The 18,106-nt window shown below is 46.5% G+C and carries 13 protein-coding genes; 3 read left to right on the top strand and 10 right to left on the bottom strand.

All coding sequences use genetic code 11. The features are described 5' to 3' along the window. Nucleotides 1-4: 4 nt before the first annotated feature. The 9 genes from E0496_RS27145 to E0496_RS27100 all read right to left on the bottom strand — a co-directional run bounded on the left by E0496_RS27145 (nt 5) and on the right by E0496_RS27100 (nt 12,652). Nucleotides 5-1,627: an MDR family MFS transporter gene (locus E0496_RS27145; protein ID WP_141504955.1), complete on the bottom strand. Its 1,623-nt coding sequence runs from the start codon at nt 1,625-1,627 to the stop codon at nt 5-7. 293 nt (nt 1,628-1,920) lie between these two features. Then, entirely contained in the window at nt 1,921-3,045 is a 1,125-nt protein-coding gene (locus E0496_RS27140; RefSeq protein WP_141504953.1) for an NADH-dependent flavin oxidoreductase, read from the bottom strand. 153 nt (nt 3,046-3,198) lie between these two features. Next, nucleotides 3,199-3,855 (bottom strand): SDR family NAD(P)-dependent oxidoreductase, encoded by a 657-nt coding sequence (locus E0496_RS27135; RefSeq protein WP_141504952.1) that lies wholly within the window; start codon nt 3,853-3,855, stop codon nt 3,199-3,201. A gap of 232 nt (nt 3,856-4,087) precedes the next feature. Next, complete coding sequence (locus E0496_RS35705; protein WP_161601596.1) at nt 4,088-5,800, bottom strand: S-layer homology domain-containing protein; 1,713 nt, start codon at nt 5,798-5,800, stop codon at nt 4,088-4,090. A 94-nt stretch (nt 5,801-5,894) separates the two neighbouring features. Beyond that, nucleotides 5,895-8,174 carry an amidase family protein gene (locus tag E0496_RS27120; protein ID WP_241675011.1) on the bottom strand — a complete coding sequence of 760 codons (2,280 nt, stop codon included), beginning with the start codon at nt 8,172-8,174 and terminating at the stop codon, nt 5,895-5,897. A gap of 718 nt (nt 8,175-8,892) precedes the next feature. Then, nucleotides 8,893-10,305 (bottom strand): MFS transporter, encoded by a 1,413-nt coding sequence (locus E0496_RS27115; RefSeq protein WP_141504948.1) that lies wholly within the window; start codon nt 10,303-10,305, stop codon nt 8,893-8,895. Nucleotides 10,306-10,381: 76 nt separating this feature from the next. After that, complete coding sequence (locus E0496_RS27110) at nt 10,382-10,834, bottom strand: MarR family winged helix-turn-helix transcriptional regulator (protein ID WP_141504947.1); 453 nt, start codon at nt 10,832-10,834, stop codon at nt 10,382-10,384. A gap of 184 nt (nt 10,835-11,018) precedes the next feature. After that, nucleotides 11,019-11,888, bottom strand: a complete 870-nt coding sequence (locus E0496_RS27105; protein WP_141504945.1) for a DMT family transporter — start codon at nt 11,886-11,888, stop codon at nt 11,019-11,021. A 23-nt stretch (nt 11,889-11,911) separates the two neighbouring features. Further along, on the bottom strand, nt 11,912-12,652 hold the full coding sequence (locus E0496_RS27100; protein WP_141504943.1) for an SDR family NAD(P)-dependent oxidoreductase: 741 nt from the start codon (nt 12,650-12,652) through the stop codon (nt 11,912-11,914). Nucleotides 12,653-12,809: 157 nt separating this feature from the next. On the opposite strand from E0496_RS27100, the gene E0496_RS27095 reads away from it, so the two are divergent. The 3 genes from E0496_RS27095 (at nt 12,810) to mprF (ending at nt 17,075) form a co-directional block, all read left to right on the top strand. After that, nucleotides 12,810-13,679 (top strand): LysR family transcriptional regulator, encoded by an 870-nt coding sequence (locus tag E0496_RS27095; protein WP_141504941.1) that lies wholly within the window; start codon nt 12,810-12,812, stop codon nt 13,677-13,679. A 226-nt stretch (nt 13,680-13,905) separates the two neighbouring features. Beyond that, the gene (locus tag E0496_RS27090; RefSeq protein WP_141504940.1) at nt 13,906-14,142 is read left to right on the top strand and encodes a hypothetical protein; all 237 of its coding nucleotides are present in this window, start codon (nt 13,906-13,908) and stop codon (nt 14,140-14,142) included. Nucleotides 14,143-14,426: 284 nt separating this feature from the next. Continuing rightward, entirely contained in the window at nt 14,427-17,075 is a 2,649-nt protein-coding gene (mprF, locus tag E0496_RS27085; RefSeq protein WP_141504938.1) for a bifunctional lysylphosphatidylglycerol flippase/synthetase MprF, read from the top strand. A 44-nt stretch (nt 17,076-17,119) separates the two neighbouring features. Here the strand turns inward: mprF and E0496_RS27080 are convergent, their stop codons facing one another. After that, on the bottom strand, nt 17,120-17,899 hold the full coding sequence (locus tag E0496_RS27080) for a squalene/phytoene synthase family protein (RefSeq protein ID WP_141505058.1): 780 nt from the start codon (nt 17,897-17,899) through the stop codon (nt 17,120-17,122). Between the last annotated feature and the right edge of the window lie 207 nt (nt 17,900-18,106).

Below are 18,106 nucleotides of genomic sequence, written 5' to 3'. Positions count from 1 at the left end.
TCTGTTAATTCAGAGCAGGCTCTTTTTTCAGTTGTTCTGCGGCTTCAGGGCTCGCTTTCGCTTTCGCATCATTTGCAGAGCGCAGCGGTATCTCTTTCAAGAAAAACACGAGTACAAACGCTACAATGAGCAGTGACATACCAAACAGGAATACCACCGTCAAAGATTCACTTAACACTTCCCTTACCATCTCAATAATATGCGTAAACAAAGGCTGAATTTGTTCTGGCAGCGTAGCGTGCAGTTCCTTCAGTTTAGGTTGATCGAGCAGCATTTGCGGATTTAGGAAGCTGGATAGATTTTGAGCCGTTTCAGCATCTACCTGTGATAAATCCGGGCCTTCGCCTGCTTTGACAGCAGCCTCAAGCTTGCTTGACATGGTGGAGTTCATAACGGTTCCCATCACCGCAATCCCGATGGTACCGCCGAGGTTACGGAACAAGGTAGCTGTTGCCGTTGCAACGCCAAGCTGCGTTGGAGCAACCGCATTTTGCACTGTTAAAGTAAATACAGGCATCGATATACCCAATCCGATACCGAATACGATCATCGCCGCCACTGCAACGCCGACATTGTTCATAAAGGCCATCATAAGCATGCCTACAACCATGAACGGCATACCTGCAATCGCGAACCGTTTGTATTTACCTGATTTGGAAATCCACCGTCCTGACAATGTGCTCAGGAAAATCATCGCAATGGACATCGGCATATTAACAAAGCCTGAATAGGTAGGCGAAATTCCGAGCACGCCTTGGACGAAAAACGGGAGATACATCATTGCGCCCATCATGCCGGCATTCATCAAGAAGCCAATGGAATTCGAGATCGTAACGATACTATTTTTAAACATGGACAATGGCAATACAGGACTTTTTGCTTTACGTTCAACAAGCAGCAAAATGACCAATAAAACGAATGCTGCGGCAAACATGCTAATGATTTGAGGAGAAGCCCAAGCGTATTTCGTACCTGCCCAAGAGAATCCAAGCAGCAAAGCAACCAACATAAGCGACAATAACAGGGAACCAGCATAATCAATCGATTCCGTTGTTTTGCGAGCGGTTTTTGGAAACATGGACCAAATCATACCGAATGCGACTAAGCCAAGGGGAAGGAAAATCCAGAAAATCCACTTCCAAGCGATATGATCAACCATGAAGCCGCCCAAGGTCGGCCCGATGACACTCGAGAAGCCGAATACGGCCATCATAATGCCAGTCCATTTTGCCCGCTCCCGTGGTGCGAATAAATCACCGACGGCCGTGACTGTGGCTGACATGAGAATACCGCCACCTAAGCCTTGAATTCCTCGGTAAGTAATAAGCTGAAACACGCTAGTTGATGTGCCGCAAAGGAAGGCACCGATAATGAAAAATACAATCCCGACTAACAGGAATGGCTTCCGTCCATAAATATCGGATAACTTGCCGACAAGCACAGTAGCAATCGTGGAGGTAAGCATATAAATGGTAATGACCCAAGTATAATATTCAATCCCTCCGAGTATAGCAATAATCCTCGGCATTGCCGTGCTTACAATCGTCTGATTAATAGCAGCAAAGAACATCGCCGCCATCAGAGCAATCATGATGGTCACTTTCTTCTTTTGCGTTAATTGCTCCATATGCCCTACACTCCTAAACCTTTTAATTTATTATGGCCCATTGGCGACAAAACTAATTTACTATTTTAGTTAGGTTGCCAACCTATTATATGATCATACAATAACTTTAGTACTAAAACAACTGCCAAATCTTCTAAGCGGTTCCCCTGGAATCCAACTCCATACGGAACACAAAAAAGGCAAACCGAAGGTACTTCGGCTTGCCTTTTTTGTTAATTTATTTCGCGCGCGCTTTACTCTACAAACACTCCCATCGCCTAATTAAAAAGGCTTATGGGTGGATTGCATCTATGTTAATCGCCTAACGGAAACCAGCCCGGCGTATGAACGATTGCTTGCCAAAGCGGGGTTGGCACGACCAAACGGTCTTGGTCTGCCTTGTTAAGCGTTGTTTTTATTTCATCCTCGCGTCCTTCTGCGACCTTCTCCACCCAATCGGGCTCGACAATGAGTTCTCTTCCGATGGCAACTAGCGGAACTCCTGTTGAAAGAGCTTTAATGGCATCGTCAGGCGTATGGATGGAACCGACGCCAATGACAGGAACTAGGTGCCCCACTCGCTCTTGAATCCATTCGAGGCGTGTCTTCGACTCGGCTGCTCCTCGTCTAGGCAGAGACCAAAATTCCATAAGCGACACATGCAAATAATCTAGTTCTTTCGTCGCAAGCTCATCTACAAGACGGAAGGTATCTTCCATCGTAATCCCTGGCGTGGTTGCTTCTTCAGGGGAGAAGCGATAGCCGACGATAAAAGGCTGCTTCGCATGCTCGGTTGCAACCCGCTTCACTTCATCTACGATGGCAAGCGGAAAACGAAGCCGACTATCAATATCGCCACCCCAGCGGTCTTCACGCGTATTGGAATGCGCGGAGAAAAATTGCTGTACAATATAACCGTTAGCGCCATGGACCTCCACGCCGTCAAAGCCAGCCTCTATCGCTCTTCTTGTCGCCTCACCAAAATCGCGAATGATCGACTCGATTTCGTCATCCAATAATGCGCGCGGTATGACATTTGGATTTTGCTCGGAAGCTACGGCACTAGCACTTACAACATCGCCTCCCGGCACCAAGTTTACCGGGCATTCTCTCCCGCCATGGAAGATTTGAAGCACAGCCTTTGCACCTTTCTCTTTAATGGATGCAGCCAATCGGCTTAAGCTTGGTATCATCTCATCGCTATGGGCTCCGAATTCACCTTGGAAGCCTTTGCCGTTAGACGTGACATAGACGCATGCCGTGACAACAAGGCCAACTCCGCCTGCACGACGCTCATAATAAGCTAGCTCAGAATCGGATACCGTTCCATCATCATGGGAAGAAAAATTCGTCATAGGTGCCATCACGACACGATTTTTCAGTTCACTGCCACTTGGTAAAAAAACCTTCTCGAACAAAGGCTTATAATTTGTTTTCATTATATTCATCTCTCCCGCTATCTATTTATCTGCACATTTAACTGTAACTTTTTTTGATACTGTAATCTTAATTTATACAGTTGTTTATGTCAAGCAGCAAAATAAAAAAACATTCCGGCTTTTCAGCTCGAAATGCTTTCTTAGCATGGCGAATTAGGCTTGCAAATATAAATATTCTTTTTCATTTCGGTTTGTATGCAATACCCAGTATTGCTCAGCAATCGCATCCGGGTCAAAAAAGCTGCCTTTCTGCACATACCCGCCAATCGTTACGGTGCCAACATAAATACCATGCGGCTCAAGTTCATCTGCTAACGTAAAAGAAAGAGAACGAATGCCTGCTTTACCGATGGACAAGGAAGCTGACGTCACAGAAGGGTAGAGCGACAGGCCGCCACCGGTAAATAATATGGTGCCTTGTCTTCTCGCGATCATATCCGGAATGACTTGCTTCGCGCTCGTCAAAGCGCCTACCACATTGACTTTAAACTCCTCAAGCAGTTGCTTCTCCGTCAATTCCGTCGGTTTAAATCTAGAAATGACCGCCGCGTTATAAACGAGTACATCCGGCGCTCCATACTGCTTATTTATCGTTTCGAATGCCGTTGCCAAAGAAGCTGGATCTGACGCGTCTGCTGTCAAGCTATGCGCTTCGATACCTAGCTCGTTAAGCTCCTTTGTATACCCTTTGAGTGCCTCAGCTCTTCGGGCCAACAGTACCACGCGAAAATCTTCATTCCCAAATCTTTTGGCGACAGCCGAACTTACGCCCGGCCCCGCCCCTACGATGACCAATAAAGGATTGCCCATATTTTGTCCTCCTCATTGCTTTCGCTTTTTTCATTCAAAAAAGGGTAGTGAAAATATTCCTGCAGCTTACACGCTAATCGCTTTACCGTAACCGAATTTTAACACTCATTTCCTGTTTTTACTAATTCATAAATTCTATAACCTTATTAAAATCAGGTCCATTATGCACAAAAAAACCCCCTTGCGGGAAGAATGCTAGGCATTCATATCCGGCAAGAGGGACGATCCTTCATTATGCTTTAAACAACAAATTATAAATCACTTGGGCAGCTTCCGCCCGATTGGAAATGCCCTTGGGCACAAATTGATCCTTGGTGCGTCCTTGCAGCAACCCTAGCTCCACTGCCTTGCTTACATCCGCACCTGCCCAGACGCTAATTTGGGCTGCATCTTGGAAGGTGGCCTTAAGTCCACCAGCTGGTTTCGTGCCTGATTGGAGCTCGAATGCCCTAAGCACAAGAACAGCCAGCTCCTCCCGCGTAATTTTCTCATTTGGCGCAAACACAGCTGCGCTGCGTCCTTGAATCAATCCCGCTTTTACAGCCATGTTAATATCAGCTGCATACCATTCGGTACCTTTCACGTCTGCAAAGGTTGAAGTGCCCGCTTCTGTCAGCTTCAAAGCTCTGACGAGCAGCGATGTGAATTCAGCACGCGTTACGCTCCGCAGCGGTTCAAAGGTCGTATCACCCGTTCCGGTTACGATTTGCTTGGCGGCCAGTTCCTTAATGACAGTGGCTGCCCAGAAATCCGCCTGTACGTCGGCAAACGATTTATTGATTTCCAATAATGCATATTTGCTAAAATGACTGATCTTGGCAGTCATCTGTCCGTTAGTATAATCACCGCCGACAAATTCAAGCTTTCCGTTTTCCGCCACATAATAAATATTTGAAAGCTTTGTATCGATCGTGCTGCCAGCTGCGATATGAATCGTCATCGCCTCGTTAAAATCTTTTAATTCGTGCATTCCACCATCCTTGGTTTGAAGGTAGAGATTAAATTCATAAATGTCTCCGCCTGCTTTCACACCCGCTTTGGATTCGGAAGCAATTAAAGCAAGCATAGTATCCGCTTGACCTTTGGCTAAGGACTCGATTTTCAAAATGATGGCGCTATCCTTCAACTGCTCTGCGGGAACCTTTCCCTCAAGCTGCTTAAATATCGCGCTTGGTACAAGCAGCTTCATTTCGCCTGCACTTACCTCTAGCTGCCTGCTGCCGAGCAGCTCAAATGCATTATAAGGAAGCTTTACTTTTGTCGCACTTTCCGGCAGTTGAACCATTACCGTGCTGCCCGTTGCATTTGTTAGCTGTGAAGATGTCACGTCTACCACGTCAGTCTCCGTCGAAGGGCTTGAGCTCGAAATTGGGCTCGGATTAGGGCTTGGGCTTGGGTTAGGGCTTGGGTTAGGGCTTGGGTTAGGACTCGGGCTAGGACTAGGCACTGATCCGCCTCCGCCTGCAATCGTGATGTTTGAAGAAACCGCAGCAGTCACACTTTGATGCAAACCTGAATCAATTAGCTTAACATCCTTTAGCGTAATGACGGCATTTGCAGCTTTTTTGGCTACGAATGTAAAAGTAACCAGCTCTGCCGATCCGTTAACGCTTGCTGTAGTTCCTGTTTTCGTATGGGCAAATACGAGATGATGACCACCAACTTCTGACTGCTTCACAGGGACAGCAAAGCCTTTTAGTGCTGTTTTCTCACTGCCTTCCTGAAATTCCAGCTGAGTCGGATCATAATAAAGGGATAGCTCGAAGGCATACAAATCAGACACTTGCTCCGCCTTAACGGTGACCTGAATGCTCTCCTCTAGGGAAGGCTGATTATTTGAAACCAGAATAGATACCGCAGAGGTCTCAGCCGCAAAAGCTGCTACGGGAAGCATGAGTATAATTAGAAGTAACGAGCTGCACAGAAGGAGCCATTTACGTGCCATAGGTAGATCTCTTCCTTTCAGGTTGAAATAATGCGTATAGATGGATGAAAGGGGCTGGATCAGCCCCTTTCATTGTCCAATTGCTATGCTTCGTTTAGGCTGCCGGCACAAGTGCAGGCGGCGTCTGCGGCACTTCAACAAGAGCCGGCGTTGTGGATGGAGCTTCACGGTGGTGCGTGTGCTGCTCGAAGGAGTAAGCAAGCTTGATTAAGGTTTGCTCATCGAAAGGTCTGCCTAGCAGCTCAATGTTTTGAGGAAGCTTTGGCTGCTCGCCGTTATCGACAAAGCCAGCCGGTACCGAGATTGCCGGGAATCCAGAGAACGGGCTAAGACGGTTGGCACTACCTGCGTTCGTTGATGATAAGCTAGTAGGCGGGTTAGCCGTTGACGGATAAAGAAGAGCATCCAAATCATTGTCCGTCATTGTTTTAAGCAGCGATGTCTGAGTAATTTTAGGACGATTCACAATAATGTCCATATAATCCGTATTCGTACTCAAATCACCAATCGCATTTCTTGTCTTGTATGAAGACAATTGGCTGCCGAGCATGTCTGTTTCCGATGCGATAATGTCACCTAGCGAACGATAAGGAACAAGCGTGCCAGGTACATTATTGATATATTTTTCAAAATACTCGTTAAGTTGCGATTTGAATTCGAAGCCGCTTAAGCTGCTGTAACCTAAAATTTTAGTTAAGTTAGGAACCTCAACATGAACAATCGTTGCTCCTGCCGCTTCCATATCAGCGATCGCTTGCTCCGTCAAACCTTTAACTTTTGCATTCGTGCCAAGCAGGGCGTCAATAACTCCAATACGTGCTCCCTTTAAACCATCAGCATCCAAAAATGCGGTATAGGTGCTAGGCGTACGGCCAACACTATACAATGTTGCAGCATCTTCCGGATCGTAGCCTTTCATTACATCCATCGAAATAGCGATATCGGTTACCGTTCTAGCAATCGGTCCGCCAACATCCTGTGAAAGTGCCAGCGGAATGATGCCTTCTCGGCTAGTTAATCCAATCGTTGGACGAAGTCCAACCAGGTTGTTATAGGAGGATGGAACGCGGATGGAACCTCCCGTGTCCGTACCTAGTCCAATAACACCAAAGTTTGCCGCAAGCGCTGCGCCAGTACCGCCAGACGAGCCGCCTGGATTTTTAGTCAGATCATAAGGATTTAGCGTTTGTCCGCCAAGCGAGCTGATCGTAGAAAGACCAAATGCAAACTCATGCAGATTGGACTTTGCCAAAATAATCGCTCCAGCGTCCTTCAATTTTTGTACCATAAACGCGTCGCTTGTCGTGAAGTTATCCTTCAGACACGTACAGCCTGCCGTTGTCGCCATGCCAATGGTGTTATAATTATCCTTAACGATAATTGGAACGCCGTGCAGCAAGCTTCGAGGGCCTTTCGTTTTGCGCTCTTGATCAAGTTCTGCTGCGATTGTTAACGCCTCTGGGTTTACAGAAATAATAGATTTCAGCGTTGGCCCTGTCGAATCATAGGCAGCGATTCGATCCAAATACATGTTCACCAGGTCTACAGCGCTTAGCGTGCCGGCTTCCATCGCATTTTGAATATCCATGACGCTGGTCTCCATCACCTCGAAGGGTTTGCCGGCATCAAATACGATAAGCTTGCCGAGCGCAGCCAAATCCGAAATTTCAATGATTCCATTTCCGTCAAAATCGGCAGCGACAGCTTTTACCCAATCTACACTGCTCGAATCGATTCCGAAATATCCGATTAATAAAGCCAAATCTCCAATATCAACGACGTTGTTACCGTTCAAATCTCCTTTGACTCCCGTTTCGTTTGCCGTAACCGCAACGCCATGCGTGGATGCTTGTGTTGTCGAAGTGGTACCCTCGTCACCCAAGCCAAGCTCAGCCGATACCGTTATGTTATTTACGCCGGCTCTCGCCTTTGCAATAAAGGAAAGGTGCAATACTTGTTCCCCATCCGCAAGCGCACTGCCCGTCACCGCAGTAACAATCGTCACTTGGCTAATGCCTTTATTTTCGCTAAGGATTTGCGTCTTGTCCGTCGCCGGACTGGATGACACATAATCAAACAAGGCCGAATTGTATTCTATCGTGTATTTACCAGCCTTCACGTCACTGGCGTAAGAAGATAATGAAACGTTAACCTGGAACTGCTCACCGATCTTTGCTAGTACGGGGCCGCTAATGCCAAGAACGGGTGATCCCGCTGCCAGTGTAATAATATTTTCTGTTTCTTGTTCATTTACGGCAACCGTCTCATCCTGCTGTGCATATGTACGGGTTGGAGCGGCTATGAAAACTAGACTCGTAAATAGGGTGGTCGTAACAACTGCTGCACAAAACTTCTTCATTAATGAGTTTTTCATCATATCCTCCTCAATCACCTACGAAATGTAAATTAATCTAACATTTTTTCTGCTATCACAACTAAAAGATTACTATTACGATGTAAAAAAAGGTTCCCCATCTCCTATCTCTATATCTAATGTTATATTAACTAACATATAATCACTTAGTATATTTACTGCTGACCCCTTTATCAAATCGATTTTAGCCAAAAAAATCGCTTTCATAGTTTAAATTCTAGCTATTCCTCTATCATTCTCCCCCTTTCTCTCTATTACACAGAAAACGTTCATAACCTGACATGACAAAAAAGGCTTCCCGAAAAGTTCAGGAAGCCTTCCGTAATTATAAGATCAAAACGCTCCTAGTTCAGCTGAATTAACGATTTGCGTTTTGATCGCTGTGCGAGAAGATCATTCTTTAAGGTCGCGGTTGTAGCCAGATTCTTTGATTAATTTAGACATGTAAAGGCAAGAATCCGACTACAAAGGCGAGCACTTCGTTTCTCCAGAACGATCTTCTCGCTTCGCTTATACTTCTTTTCTTCCGTTCAACTTCTCTATTTCTCCAAAACCCATCCATATTCTTCCTATTTGGATCCGCTAGGCTAGATTAGATCTATTTTTTAGACCTATTTCAAAGATTATTTATGGAGGAAATCCCAATAATAAATGGACTATCATTGACCGACTATGCGTCCGTATGGAATCCTGCTTTCAGAAGATAGAGTTATCCCCTTCACGCAGTCGAAGAAGTGGATTCCTTCTCGCTTCGCTTCGGTTTCAAACCGGCCTTGCCTCCGGCTGAGCTGAAGGAGAAATAATAAATCGCAACAATAATGGCGGCTAGAATAGCTAACGCGAAAAAGATGTTGCTGTAGAGATAAGCTCCACGATGAATGACAAAAGGGTTAAGGTGCATCGTCGTATCCTTTGCATCAAGCAGTTTGCCTATAATACTTGTTGTCATTGCCCCTGAGATAAAGTTCAGTAAGGACATCAGTCCCATGCCAACACCGATTTGTTCCTTGGACAAGGTTCGAGATATCGTGTTGGACATCGCAATTTGCATAAAGGTCTGACCCATATTGCCAAAGATCAATACAAATAAGATAAGATATGGCGACGCTCCGACTAAAATAGACAGCAATACAAAACAAGTAAAACTAAGCGAAATCGCGGTATAGACCAAAAAAGAGTTGCCTTTCTCATCCGCAAGCTTGCCTCCACGGCGTCCCATAAAGGCTGAAATGATCGCTGCTGGGAACATCACTAATCCGATAACTGCCGGCGATAGACCGTTTAGCCCTGCCAAAAATTGCGGTGTCAGAAATGGCATGCCAAAGCTTAACGCAGTAGCAAGAAACGTAATGAATAGGCCAAAGGAATATTTTTTGTTGGCGAACAGCTTTGGCTGGATAAACGGCTCCGCTGCCGTCCTTATCCGGATAATGAATAGAACTAATGCCACTGCGCCGCCAAGGCCAAGGAGAAGATTTCCTTGCGATATCGCCAGCAGCAGCAACGCAACAGCCCCACCGAGCAGAATTCCGCCTAGGAAATCGATCTTTTGCGCTCCGCCTCTTTGGTTATCCAAATACTTTCGGAAGAAAGGCAGCGCGAGCAGAGGAATCAGCGAAAGTAGGAACAAAAATCGCCAGCTGGCAACACTCGTAACGAGACCGGCAACGATCGGTGCAAGCGCTGTTCCGAGCGCTAATCCAGCTGCAACCGTACCGAGTGCCCTACCCCGCTTCTCAGGGGAGAAATACCTCACGGGCACAATCATCGCCGTAGCAGGGATGACTGCTGCGCCGCTGGCCTGCAAAATTCGGCCTAGCACGATCATCCAATATTCATTTGCAGTCAGCCCTACCACGGAGCCAAGCGCAAAGAATATCAAGCCGAAGGTAAGCAAATCCTTCAGGCGGTATTTATCGGCAAGCTTGCCATAAGTAACCGAACCGACCGCGTAAACGATCATGTAGCCGGTGAGCAGCCAGCTTACCTGCGAGGGTGAAATACCAAATTCCTTGCTAATCACCGGCATGACCACATTAAACATCGAAGCATTCATGATTGAAAAAACCAAAGTGAAGGCTAAGATCGGCATCAACTTCTCGCCATTATTTTGAACGCTTGTTGCTTCCATTTCATACAAACTCCCTTCCGGTCACTTATCTCATATTGTTTGAATTCAAACTATTTAAGCAAAAAACGAAGCCGCCTTACTCATATGCTTTGATGAACTTTCGAAGCAGCGCCTGCAAAGTAGCGGATTCCTCATGCGTAAGCATCTGGTTCGATTTGTCCTTAGCCGCCTTGACAGCCTGCGAGGACTGCTGATACATTTCAATCCCTTTCTCCGTCAAATAAATGCGTTTCATTCTTGCATCCTGCTCGTGATCGCGCCGAACAACCCACTCTTTCCTGACCATCCCATTAATCAAGCTAGTAACGCTCGACTTGTCAATAAAGAGAAGTTTCTCCAAATCAGCATTCATCGCACCAGGAGACATGGATAATAAATGAAGTGACTGCGATTGCTGGGGAGTTAACCCGAGCGGACGCAGAGCAGTTTCAATTTCACGCCTGATCGTAACGAAAGCAAGCTTAATAAGTAATGTATTGCTATCCTCATGCTCCCATGGGAAGCGAATGACATGGTCTTCTTTACACATACGGAGCCTCACCACCCTAAAGTTGTTTGAATTCAAACTAATAGTAAATAGAGTGAGTTGATTTGTCAACGAAAAAATAAAAAGCAGCGCCCTCGGTCAGGCACTGCTGCAGCGGCCGCTCAAACTAAAGGACCATATCAATGGCCGAAATCATCGAAGCTGAATGCGCAAAAGCATACATTTTTCAAGTGACTGCTGGAATCCGAGCCCTGCTCACCCTGTTCACCATAATGATACCGATGCAGATAAACACCCCACCGACGGCCGCATACCACTTCACTTGTTCTCCGAGAAGCAGCCAACTAGTCAAAACGCCGAAAAATGGCGCTAAAAACAAATAAGAGCTTGTTTTGGCAGCGTCGCCGCTTCGCAGCAAATAAAACCAGACGGAAAATTGCACAATGGAGCAAAATAGGGCAAGCACCAGCAGCACCCCTACCGATTTAAACGTGGCAATGAAATAAAGATGCTCCGTGAACAAGCTGATAACGAGAAGCGTAATCCCGCCTGCGAGCATCTGATAAGCAGCCAAAACCGTCATATCAAATGATGGCCCCCAGCGTTTGATCAACAATGTTGCCGCTGCGAAACAGGCGGCGCCTGCAAGGCAAATAAAGGTTCCGGGTTGAAGGGATAAATGAAATCCGAAAGTAAAGGCTACACCGATAAAACCGATGAAAACGCCAAACCATTGCCTCTTGCTGTAGGAAGCCCCCATTACGACTGTAGAGATGATAATAACAATAAGCGGGCTTATACTCGTTAGGATCGAAGATTCACTGGAAGTTATCCAGCTCATGCTGTAATAAACACAGCCCATAACGGCGGCGGTTTGAAACCATCCGATCATCGCAGCCTGCCCCCATTGCTTGCGTCCTTTAGGGCGTGGGCGCCTTCTGACGATCCATGCCAGCACTCCTCCTGCAATGATATATCGCATGCCCATTAGAAGAAACGGCGGTGCATAAGCTAAGCCGATCTTTCCCACCGGAAAAGCGATCCCCATCAAAAATGTCGTTAATAGGATTAGGCTCATATATTTGTATTTGTTCATGGTGATTCCCTTCCTGCGTCGTATTATATGGTTTGCCCGCCATCTGCCGTTATCGTTTGCCCTGTAATCGCATCCTGCTGCAATAGTGAACAAATAATCAAGGCAATATCTTCCGGCGTCAAAATCCGCTGCAATAAAATATGGCCGGCGAGCCGGTTCATTTGTTCCTCGCGTCCCTCCCACCAGCGGGTCGCTACCGCCCCCGGCGCTACGCCGCAGACTCTAATCTCCGGAGCAAGCGCACGAGCAAGCGACTTGGTCAAACCATGCACCGCCGCTTTGGAGACGGCATACGGAAGCGACGAGCCCAGTCCGGTTATACCAGCCACGCTGCCGACGTTCACGATGACTCCTTTTTTATTCTTTTTCATATAAGGACTGACGGCGCGGGCACAATAAAACATCCCTTTGACATTCACGTTATAGAGCTCATCCCACGATTCATCCGTCACGCTGTCCAAATCATGAAGTGGAATATGTCGGGTGATGCTTGCATTATTAACTAGCATATCCACGGTACCGAAACGTTCCGCGATATGTTGAACCATTTTTCGAACCTCAACCTCCTTAGCTACATCCGCTTGTATAGCTATCGCGTTACCGCCTGTTCGCTGGATGAACGTTGCGGTTTCCTCTGCCTCTTCTCTCGAACGGGAATAATTTACGGCTACATTTGCTCCCATGCTCGCCAGCTCAATACTAACGGCACGCCCTATCCCCGTACCTCCGCCAGTAACCAACACCGTTTTATGATTAAATTCCATCGTACTCCACTCCTTTCGTTTTCTTTACTTCCTTCTGCCATTATTGTAATCCGACTCTGGTGTTATGTATAATGATCATTAAAGATACTATGTATCATAAAATATGATATCAAAGCAGGAGCGTTATTCCCCTGTTATTGTCTGGAGGCTGATCACAATGGAAAGCTCCGATTTGCGCATATTTCAAATGGTTGCACGCGAAGGCACGATAACCAAAGCTGCACAGAAGCTTGGTTATGTTCAGTCCAATGTCACAGCCAGAATTCGCGGTCTTGAGCAAGAGCTGGGGACGTCATTATTTCTCCGTCATAACCGCGGCATGACTCTATCTGCTAGCGGCAAAACGCTCCTGACCTACGCCGACAAAATTATCGGGCTCCTGGAAGAAGCCTCCCAGGCTTTAACCTCCTCGGATGAACCGAATGGCCCGTTATCCATAGGCTCGACTCAAACAGCCGCAGCCGTCCGTTTGCCAACTCTGCTTTCTTCCTATTACGGCCAGCATCCGAAGGTGCTCCTGTCCTTAACAACGGGACATTCGCAGTCCTTGATGGAGAAGGTGCTTCAATACGAGTTGGACGGGGCTTTTATCGGCTGCGAATGTGATCATCAGGAGCTGCAGTCTTTTCCCGTATTTAACGAGGAGCTGGTCATCATCTCGCATCCTTCTGTATCCAGCATCGAGGAAGCAATGACGAGACCCATACTTGTGTACAGCATGGGTTGTTCCTACCGGGCAGTATTGGAGAAATGGCTGCAAGCCAGCGGCACCGCGTACCCGACCATCATGGAATTCGGCACATTAGAGGCGATTATTGGAGGCGTATCGGCTGGGTTAGGCATTTCGTTAATGCCCAGAATCGTCGTGGTTAAACAAGAAGCAGAAGGAACCCTTCGATCCCATCCCATTCCCGTATCCCTCAAACATATGAAGACCAATTTTATTACGCGAAGAGATTCCTTTGTCAGCAGCGCTTTGTATGCATTTATAGAAACACTGCCCCGAGTGGCTGCTGATCAGGATTAATTAGAGCGGAAAATCAATCCCGCAAACGTGTTTCTGCAACACGAAGCAAACCATACGCAGCCGAACCCACTCTCTAATTCTCTCTATTTTGGTTCATAGGAATCATTTAACAGGACATTTTCCCCCATTCCTGTTTCAAATGATTCTTAATAGGTTATACACATAGAAATAACTTGGCTGCATATCATTTAATAGGATTGTTTTTAATAGAAGGAGGAAATTCAAAATGGAATATATTCAAAACAAACAATATAAAAACGAAGACGTATACTTTGACGGTTCGCATTACATTGGATGCTCTTTCACCAACTGTACGATTCATATTTCGTCCCTGCGGTTTAATTATGACCGCTGCACGTTTATGGGCTCCAAATTCAAGCTTAGCCCAAAGGTGCTCCTGCTGCAAAATGTCTATTCTCTGCTCCCGTCTTCCATAACCGGAAAAAATATTGTACAAGCCTAATGAGCCTAAGCGGCTCTATCTTACAAATTACTCCTGTTACAAGCATAAAAAGGCGGTTTACATCATCATAATAGATGAGTAAACCGCCTCTATTCGTTTATTTATCTGTAGTCCTCATGCTCTATGCCAAACTGCTTGTTGTTGTTCTTAAAGCGACTGTTATGCGATGATACATAAACGGAATCGGGAACCAGATTAGCTCGTTCCATCGTCGGACTGTACAAGAGGATTCCTTCCTGTCAAAATAACAAAGAAGAGTCATTCCACCTACAAGGGGTCCTACCATGAATTGGTTACAAGAATTCGCGCAAAAGCTGCAGCTCATCAAGTTTCTTTCCATCCTCTATCGTGCCAAATTGCTCAGGATACTGCTGCCCTTTGCCATATTCGCTCTGGTGTATTGGGAAGGCCAGAAAGAATTCAAGGCTATCGATTGGGGAACTACCCTGCATTATTTGCATCACATGTCTCCAAAAACCGTATTAACTATGCTTGGCATCTCCTTTTTCGCTGTATCCATTATGAATACATATGATTTCTTAATCCGAAAGCAGTTTCATTTTTCAATTGGCGTATGGGATACGTTTCGTTATGGCTGGATTGCGAATACGTCCAACAATCTGATTGGGTTTGCTGGACTGACCGGAGCTGGGCTGCGAACGATTCTGTATCGGAATCGCAATATCCCCATGAACAGTATTGCTGCATCTGTAGCATTTTTATCTACGATTACGTTTACCGGTTTATCCGTACTCGCGTGGCTGAGCATCGTGGGCATTTTTCCAATCAAGCCTTTGCTACAGGAACATCCTTGGCTGGCTTACGCAACGTGGGGGGTTGCTCTTTATTTGCCACTGTTTCTGCTCATTCAGCGGACAACCTTGTTCTCAAAATGGTTTAACCGAAATCAAGGCCAGCTGAACTGGCGAATCACAGCCGCATCGATTGGCGCTTCCTTCTTGGAGTGGTTTTTTGCAGGATTGGCTTTCTGGCTCATTGGCGAGATGATTGTTCCCGGACTTTCATTCACTCACGCCATTGGCATTTATACGATAGCCGCTATTGCCGGCATTGTCAGCCTGGCGCCAGGCGGGATTGGCGGATTTGATCTGACGGCCATTCTTGGCCTGCAGCTGCTTGGTTATCCCCCTGAGAAATGCGCCGTTATTCTCGTTCTTTTTCGGCTGCTGTATTACATCATCCCCTGGTTGATCGGTCTCATGCTGGCGGCTTTCGAATTCCCAATCTACCGGAAGCGCTCCGACCCATCCGAAGGAAGCACCATGGAACGTGCTCTCAATCTGTGGCAGATAATATGGCGGTGGCCAGGGCAATTTAAATTAATTGGCGAGGTTGGCGCATGGTCACTGGGCAAGCTAGTATTTGCTAGCGGCATCATCCTGCTGCTATCCGCCGCAACGCCGGGCATGCTTTACCGGATTCATTTTACGGAAGAACTGTTATCGCTGCCGATTATGAGATTATCCCATCAGCTTAGCGTTATTATCGGCATCATGCTCATCGTACTGTCGCGTGGAATTTCACTCAGAGTCAAACGGGCATATTACTGGGCGCTGCTGCTGCTTTGCTCCGGCGCGCTATTCACCTTGGCGAAGGCATTTGATTACGAAGAAGCGATCTTTCTTCTTCTTGTCGCGCTGCTGCTATGGGTTTCGAGGCATCGTTTCTACCGCGTTGCCATCCCGCTTGGCAAATGGAGCGCCCTAGGCTGGGGAATTATTACGCTTCTGATTGTTTATGGCTATTCCGTTATCGGTTCACTGATCCACCCTGCATTTATGAAGCATTTGCCTCCGAAAGCGAACAAGGAATGGCTGCTTGAGCCAAGCCAGCATACGATTGTCGCTATATTTGGACTTTTAGTCGCTTGGCTTATGCTCTCCCTGTTGTATGTGTTCCGGCCGAAGCCGCTTGATATGAACGGGGCCAGTCGACAGGATCAAGAAAAATTAGCTGCCTTTTTGGAGAAGGAGCAAGGAAATTTACTCACACATATGCTTTATACGGGAGATAAAAGCTTCTTCTGGGCAGTAGACGACCGTGTATTGATTCCCTATGCCAAAATTAGAAACAAGCTGGTTGTGCTGGGCGATCCTATTGGTGCAAAGAGCCTTGTCAGCTCTGCAATTCAGCAATTCCAGCAATATGCGGACCGCTTTGCGCTAGAGGTTGTTTTCTATCAGGCAGCACCTGACTATTTGCCGATTTACCATGAGAATGGTTTCCGCTTCTTTAAGCTCGGAGAGGAAGCCTTGGTTCCATTAGAGAGCTTCACACTTGCTGGAAAATCAAATGGTAACCTGCGAACGGTCAAAAACCGATTTGAACGAGAAGGCTTCCGCTTTAAAGTTACCCATCCTCCGCATTCGGAAGCGTTGATGAAGAGACTCGCCAACATTTCAAGCCAGTGGCTTGGAGGCAAAAAAGAAAAAGGCTATTCCCTCGGCTGGTTTGAGGAAAGCTATCTGCAGCAAGCGCCGATTGCACTGCTCATCCAACCAGATGATGACATTGTCGCTTTCGCTTCGCTCGCGCCTGGCTATGATAACGCCACTATGTCTGTTGATTTAATGCGATATTTAAAAGATACGCCAAACGGTACGATGGACCAGTTGTTCATTTGCTTATTGGAATGGGCTAAGTCAGAGGGCTACAGCCGATTCAATTTGGGAATGGCCCCGCTCTCGAGCGTAGGGCAAACGCAAAAAGCGATAAAAGAGGAAAAGCTCGCCCGAATCTTGTTCCAATACGGAGGAAGCTGGTATGGCTTTGTTGGACTGCGAAGGTACAAAGAAAAGTTCTCGCCTGCGTGGGAGCCTCGTTATCTCGCGTACCCCTCCTCCACATCGTTGCCTCTATTGCTCGTAGAGCTCGTTCGGCTAATCGCCCGTCATCCAAGTAAAAGCAAATAAACGCAAAGCCCATGGGCTTTGCGTTTTTTTAGTTCCACTGCTATTTAATTAATGCTGCCGACAAGCTTCATTACTGCATCTCTTGTAAGCTTATTTCCGCCTGCAGCAATCAGATTAACAGTAGCATGTGCGAGCGTCAACGGTATTTTGCAAAAATCCAGAGCAGGTCCGCCCTTTAGGTCCTTAATATATTCATCAGCAATTTTCAGGTTTCGGCGCGTATACTTCATCATTTCCTTCGGACCCCAGCCATCCGGAAAAAAGTCGACGCCACGTTCTAGATCCTCTTTGCGATTTCGTAATATATTGACAGCTTGCAGCCCTCTGCCAAACGCTACCGCTTTCACCATATCCGATTTCGTGCCATCATACCATAGCCATATTTCAGAGAGCATTTCTCCAACCATGCCAGCTACGCTGTAGGTATAATTGTCCAAGTCCTCTTCCGTATGGATGTTCCATCCTGCGTGTACCCATTCGCCCATCTGCTTCGACATCTTTGCCGTATTGCGATATACGACCTCATTCACCGTTGGAGGACAAAGTTGCGCCCATTCGTCAATTCTCATCGTAACATCCGGCAGCACACCTGCGTAAGGAGCAAGGAGTTTACGTGAATTTCCAATCACATCTGAAGACTGGAATGCCTCGTGAACACCAAGCAGAAGCTCCACCTTCAAATCGTCTGACAGCGTTTCATGATCTTCAATTTCATCAATGGCACGCATACATAAATAGGCAGCCGCTACTGCTTCTTTTAACCCTTCTTTTAACCGGTTAATGGGAATATAGAAAGTACGGCTCGTTTTCTTCAACATGATCATCGCATCATTCAAAATAAAAACTCCTTCATTATGGCAGCTTTGCTTCAGGCTTGTTTTATCGTTAGTACTATAATACCATACAACCATTTGGATGTGCACCGTTACTGCAATTTACTACCCAATACGCAAGCTTTTGTACCACATCTCGCCTATAAAATCAAAAAAACTCCATTCGTCCAAAAAACGGAATTAATTTTTAGTATGTTC

This window comes from Paenibacillus luteus (assembly GCF_006542765.1).
Lineage (GTDB): Bacteria > Bacillota > Bacilli > Paenibacillales > Paenibacillaceae > Pristimantibacillus > Pristimantibacillus luteus.
This window is presented reverse-complemented; position numbering and strand designations above follow the sequence as displayed.

Bases quoted from the DNA above. Each gene is read 5' to 3' on its own strand.
- E0496_RS27145 (WP_141504955.1), bottom strand. From the start codon at position 1,627: ATGGAGCAATTAACGCAAAAGAAGAAAGTGACCATCATGATTGCTCTG.
- E0496_RS27140 (WP_141504953.1), bottom strand. From the start codon at position 3,045: ATGAAAACAAATTATAAGCCTTTGTTCGAGAAGGTTTTTTTACCAAGT.
- E0496_RS27135 (WP_141504952.1), bottom strand. From the start codon at position 3,855: ATGGGCAATCCTTTATTGGTCATCGTAGGGGCGGGGCCGGGCGTAAGT.
- E0496_RS35705 (WP_161601596.1), bottom strand. From the start codon at position 5,800: ATGGCACGTAAATGGCTCCTTCTGTGCAGCTCGTTACTTCTAATTATA.
- E0496_RS27120 (WP_241675011.1), bottom strand. From the start codon at position 8,174: ATGAAAAACTCATTAATGAAGAAGTTTTGTGCAGCAGTTGTTACGACC.
- E0496_RS27115 (WP_141504948.1), bottom strand. From the start codon at position 10,305: ATGGAAGCAACAAGCGTTCAAAATAATGGCGAGAAGTTGATGCCGATC.
- E0496_RS27110 (WP_141504947.1), bottom strand. From the start codon at position 10,834: ATGTGTAAAGAAGACCATGTCATTCGCTTCCCATGGGAGCATGAGGAT.
- E0496_RS27105 (WP_141504945.1), bottom strand. From the start codon at position 11,888: ATGAACAAATACAAATATATGAGCCTAATCCTATTAACGACATTTTTG.
- E0496_RS27100 (WP_141504943.1), bottom strand. From the start codon at position 12,652: ATGGAATTTAATCATAAAACGGTGTTGGTTACTGGCGGAGGTACGGGG.
- E0496_RS27095 (WP_141504941.1), top strand. From the start codon at position 12,810: ATGGAAAGCTCCGATTTGCGCATATTTCAAATGGTTGCACGCGAAGGC.
- E0496_RS27090 (WP_141504940.1), top strand. From the start codon at position 13,906: ATGGAATATATTCAAAACAAACAATATAAAAACGAAGACGTATACTTT.
- mprF (WP_141504938.1), top strand. From the start codon at position 14,427: ATGAATTGGTTACAAGAATTCGCGCAAAAGCTGCAGCTCATCAAGTTT.
- E0496_RS27080 (WP_141505058.1), bottom strand. From the start codon at position 17,899: ATGATCATGTTGAAGAAAACGAGCCGTACTTTCTATATTCCCATTAAC.